Origin of the sequence: Psychrobacter piscatorii (genome assembly GCF_904846415.1) — a bacterium.
Lineage (GTDB): Bacteria > Pseudomonadota > Gammaproteobacteria > Pseudomonadales > Moraxellaceae > Psychrobacter > Psychrobacter piscatorii.
Map to the genome: position 1 here is coordinate 1 of NZ_CAJHAR010000067.1, position 4,958 is coordinate 4,958.

At 44.2% G+C, this 4,958-nt stretch carries 4 protein-coding genes and 1 pseudogene; all 5 read right to left on the bottom strand.

The window, feature by feature from the left end; translation table 11 throughout:
- Positions 1-116: 116 nt before the first annotated feature.
- Positions 117-425, bottom strand: coding sequence for a hypothetical protein (locus JMX83_RS14710; RefSeq protein ID WP_201603312.1), 309 nt, complete (start codon positions 423-425; stop codon positions 117-119).
- Positions 426-597: 172 nt separating this feature from the next.
- Positions 598-2,874 (bottom strand): class 1a ribonucleoside-diphosphate reductase subunit alpha, encoded by a 2,277-nt coding sequence (nrdA, locus tag JMX83_RS14715; protein WP_201603314.1) that lies wholly within the window; start codon positions 2,872-2,874, stop codon positions 598-600.
- A gap of 489 nt (positions 2,875-3,363) precedes the next feature.
- On the bottom strand, positions 3,364-3,654 hold the full coding sequence (locus JMX83_RS14720) for a YbeD family protein (protein WP_058024867.1): 291 nt from the start codon (positions 3,652-3,654) through the stop codon (positions 3,364-3,366).
- A 283-nt stretch (positions 3,655-3,937) separates the two neighbouring features.
- Complete coding sequence (locus JMX83_RS14725; protein WP_201603319.1) at positions 3,938-4,861, bottom strand: bestrophin family protein; 924 nt, start codon at positions 4,859-4,861, stop codon at positions 3,938-3,940.
- Positions 4,861-4,958, bottom strand: a pseudogene (locus JMX83_RS14730) (IS1 family transposase); the annotation flags it as partial. The gene JMX83_RS14725 and the pseudogene JMX83_RS14730, both read right to left, overlap by 1 nt.

Sequence of the window (4,958 nt, forward strand, 5' to 3'; positions counted from 1 at the left end):
GATCTGAACCCTATTGAGAAAAAGTGGGCACAGGCTAAATTTCTACGCCAAGGGTGGATGGAGAATAATCTACCTAAACTGTTTCATGATATGGGCTGTATCGATTTTATAAAGATTTAACTATATAGTAAAGTTGGTTTTTTTGAAAAACTCTTAAATTCTATAAATAATGATATTAAAGTTATAGTAGTTACGGTTAAGGGAATATTTATTAAAACTGGAATTTTTAAAATAAAATGAAAGATAATAGTTAAAAGTGCAAAAGAAATAAAGTGTTTTATATTTAAAAAAATAAAAGCGGCAAATGACTTAATAATTTCTCCTAGTCTTGGTGCCAGAAAAGTAGAAAGTACAAATGCGCCTATAGCTCCTAAGACTGATAAAGTAGCTGGATTTTTAAGTACTTCATTTAGGTCGATAGGCATTTTTTAGAACCATGTAATTTTTGTTAATTATAAAACACTTAATTATAAAACACTTAATTATAACAATGAAAATTCATGCTGGTTTGCACGCTATTAGCAAAGTACATACAAGCTACTGACGGGATTAGCTTCAAAAGCCAACCCCGCCATCCTTTAGAAGTTCTCTTTCAATCTAAATCTTACAAGCCCCGCCAGCACAATCATCTTCCATATCCGCTTGGGCATCGTTCGCGCCATCACGAGTGTTATGGTAGTACAACGTCTTCACACCCATTTTATAAGCGTTTAGCAAGTCTTTTAGCAATATCTTCATCGGTACACGGCCACCAGCATAACGAACGGGATCGTAGTTGGTATTGGCAGAGATACTTTGATCGACGAATTTTTGCATGATAGCGACCAGCTTTAGGTAACCGTCATTGTTTGGCATTTGCCATAGTAGCTCGTACTGGTCTTTTAGCTTATCAATCTCAGGCACGACTTGCTTTAAGATACCGTCTTTTGACGCTTTGATAGAGACCAGACCACGTGGTGGCTCGATACCGTTGGTCGCGTTGGCGATCTGGCTTGAGGTCTCAGACGGCATCAAGGCGGTTAGGGTAGAGTTGCGTAGACCGTGCTCAGTGATCTCGCCGCGTAGCGTTTCCCAATCGAGATGTAGCGGCTCTTGGCAGATTTTGTCCAAGTCGGCTTTGTACGTATCAATCGGCAAGATACCTTGTGAGTACGTAGTCTCATTGAACGCAGGGCACGCGCCTTGCTCTTTTGCCAATTTGTTTGACGCTTTCAAGAGATAGAATTGCAATGCTTCAAACGTTTGATGGGTTAGACCAAGCGCGCTGTCGTCAGAGTAGCGTGCGCCATTTTTAGCTAAGTAATAAGCATAGTTAATCACGCCTACACCGAGCGTACGGCGACGCATGCTGCCGTTTTGAGCGGCTTTTACTGGATAGTCTTGATAGTCGAGCAGGGCATCAAGCGCACGCACGATTAGTTCCGCTGGCTCTTCGATGTCGCTGACGTTGTCGACTTTACCCAAGTTGACCGCTGATAGCGTACAAAGCGCGATTTCGCCTTCTTCGTCATTGATGTTATCCAGTGGCTTGGTCGGTAGCGCGATTTCCATACATAGGTTTGACTGGCGAATCGGAGCAACCGTCGCGTCAAATGGGCTATGGGTGTTGCAATGATCGACGTTTTGGATATAGATACGACCAGTACTAGCACGCTCTTGCATCATCAGGCTGAACAAATCTGCTGCTGGGATTTGACGGCTACGTACGTTAGGATCGTTTTCGTACTTGGTATATAGCTCTTCGAATTTGTCTTGATCTTCAAAGAACGCATCATAGAGGCCTGGCGTGTCGCCTGGTGAGAATAGCGAGATGTCTTGACCTTTGATGAGGCGCGTGTACATTGTTTTGTTTAACTGCACGCCGTAATCCATATGACGGACACGGTTGTCTTCGACGCCGCGGTTGTTTTTCAGTACCAGTAACGACTCAACTTCTAAATGCCATAGTGGGTAAAATAGAGTCGCCGCACCGCCACGGACGCCACCTTGTGAGCAGCATTTTACTGCCGTTTGGAACAGTTTGTAGAACGGGATACAACCAGTATGTTGCGCTTCGCCGCCACGGATAGGGCTACCAAGGGCGCGGATACGACCCGCGTTGATGCCGATACCAGCACGCTGTGATACATAGCGTACGATGGCGCTAGTGGTGGCGTTGATAGAGTCTAGACTATCACCGCACTCGATCAATACGCACGAGCTAAACTGACGCGATGGTGTACGCACACCTGACATGATAGGCGTCGGTAGTGAGATTTTGAACTCAGAGGTCGCATCATAGAAGCGTTTGACGAAATCAAGACGATCTGACTTGTCGTATTGGCTAAACAAGCACATACCGACGAGCATGTACAAGAACTGCGGGCTTTCATAGACAGTCTTGCTCACGCGATCTTGGACAAGGTATTTACCAGCCATTTGCTCAACAGCGGCATAAGCTAGATTCATATCGCGCCAGTGATCGAGGTATTCTTCTAGCTCATCAAACTCAGCACGGCTGTAGTCTGCTAGGATATGCTGATCGTATTTGCCAGCGTCAGTGAGTTTTTTGACATGATCATACAGATGCGGCGGCGTGAATCTATTGTATGCAATCTTACGCAGATGGAAGATTGCCAAGCGCGCAGCGAGGTACTGATAGTCAGGGGTGGTTTCAGAGATTAAGTCGGCGGCAGATTTGATGATGGTTTCGTGAATGTCACGAGTTTTGATACCTTCATAAAACTGGATGTGCGACTTTAGCTCAACTTGCGATACCGACACATTTTCTAAACCATCAGCCGCCCACGCGATCACCTTGTGAATTTTGTCTAAATCAATAGGCTCTAAACGTCCATCACGTTTGGTTACTTGGATTTTATCAATATGTGTCATGCTGGCCTCTATTTTGATTGCTTATTGTGATGCTGCGCGCTGAATCAGCGGCAGACATTCTTTATAACGCTATTATGCTGGGTTGTGCTAGCTGTTTTTTAGGCAAAAAGCTACCACTACTCGTAGTGATGGTTAAAATCACTGAGTACTACATATAGCGTGTTTGTTAATTGGTAGGCACAATATAGCGGGAAAATTCTGAAAATACTATATTGATTTTAGGATAAAACTATGTTGCTACAAGGTTGTAGGCAGTCCAAATTTTGGCAAAGGACGATGGGATAAGGGTTAGACGCAAATGCGGTCAATAATAAATTTTTTGTAAAAATAGTGCGGCCGTTTGCTTTTTATTCTCTCGGTTATTGTCGACCAATAACGCTGATCATGGTAGCAATAATTCGGGCGCAGATTGTACATCAAACCACAAAAAATCGCCACCCAATTGAGTGACGACTTGGACCAAAAAGGCGCTAAACCTGTCTGAACAATTTACAAAACCATGCGAACCGTCTTGGCATTGTCAAGCGCGGCATAAAGCGTATTGACTTGATCAGCGGCTGTTAGGTACAGATTGACCCGTGCTGAATGAAAACGACCTGTTCTAGAAGGTTTCACTTCGATAGACGCCAAATCAAAATCAGGGAACTGGCTACCCAAGATAAGCTTGATTTCATTGAGCAAACTCTCGTGCTCGCCTTCATGACCAATGATGCTGAGTGGGTAGTTCATTGGGAACTCCCAAAGCTCTGGGTTTTGAATGTCTGTTTTTTTCCCTTTCAGAACGCCTTTATTTGGCGTCAAATCAGTGACTTTCACTGATGGCTGATTGCTGGTTGGGTTATTTGCATTGTTGTCGACGTTGTCGTTATTGTCTTTTGAATCATCACTCATGATATGAGCCTCGCTTTTATAGATAATATTTTTGAATAGATCAGCTGGTTAGAGTAGAGATTTTACCTACAGTATCTTTGTCTGCTATTTATAGTGGCGTGCGGTGGATTATTCAAGTTGCCTTTAGTTTGCCTTTAGTTTGCCTTGTTACGCTTGGGGATGACTCAAATGCTTACGGTAAATAGCCATCGATAGGCGTGATATCAGGTGGAATGTTGTTTTCTCCTAACGCTTCTCGCAAGTTAATCTCGATAGTGCGTGACAAGGCGGTCAGAGGTAACTGATTAGCCGCCAACCCAAAAGGCTCTTCTAGCTCTTCACTCAATGCATCTAACCCAAAAAAAGTATAAGCGATTACCGCGCAAATCAACGGAGTCGCCCAGCCGAGTGAGGCTACTAAGCCAAAGGGCAACATAATGCAGTACAGATAGGTCGTACGATGTACCAGTAGCATATAAGCAAAAGGTAGCGGTGTATTGAGAATACGTTCACAGGCCGCCAAGACAATCGTCATAGAGGTCAGGCGCTCATCCATATTTTGTATAACTTGCTCTGAGACTAGTCCTTGACGCCGAATATCGCCGAGCTGCTTACCCATGAGGCGCATTATATAATCAGGTACATTTTTCGCTTGGCGCATGCGGTCATGGTATATAGGGTCTACAAAGCGTTCGATATCTTGCCAAGGCTCCGTGCCACGTAGTCTGTGGCGCACCGCATGCGCAAATGCAATGGTCAGGTAAATTATGTTTCGCTGCGCCTGTTGTCCCGCCTCGTCTTTTTCGTCTATAAAAGAGAGCACTTGACGGGTTAAGCTGCGAGAGTCGTATACCAGCCGACCCCACAGTCCGCGCGCTTCCCACCAACGCTGATAGCTGGCATTGTTCCGAAACCCAAGAAACAACGATAGAGCAATCCCTAATAAGGTAAAAGTAGCAATACCATAATAGGGAAAAGAGTCAGGAAGCCAGTGCTGAATAATCGTGATAAGCGTACTAAGGATGGTAACTAATAGCAGCTGCGGATAGATTTTTGGAATGATTGAACCGCGAAGGGCGAAAAATATCTGGTGGTGTTCTAAAAAGTATGCTGGCATCAGACGTAGCCATAATTGACATAAAAGAACACCAGATCAAACACTTTTAAGTGATTATCGAGCTTCTTAGAGAAACAACAGGTTCTTCTAACGGCTC

Bases quoted from the DNA above. Each gene is read 5' to 3' on its own strand.
- nrdA (WP_201603314.1), bottom strand. From the start codon at position 2,874: ATGACACATATTGATAAAATCCAAGTAACCAAACGTGATGGACGTTTA.
- JMX83_RS14710 (WP_201603312.1), bottom strand. From the start codon at position 425: ATGCCTATCGACCTAAATGAAGTACTTAAAAATCCAGCTACTTTATCA.
- JMX83_RS14725 (WP_201603319.1), bottom strand. From the start codon at position 4,861: ATGCCAGCATACTTTTTAGAACACCACCAGATATTTTTCGCCCTTCGC.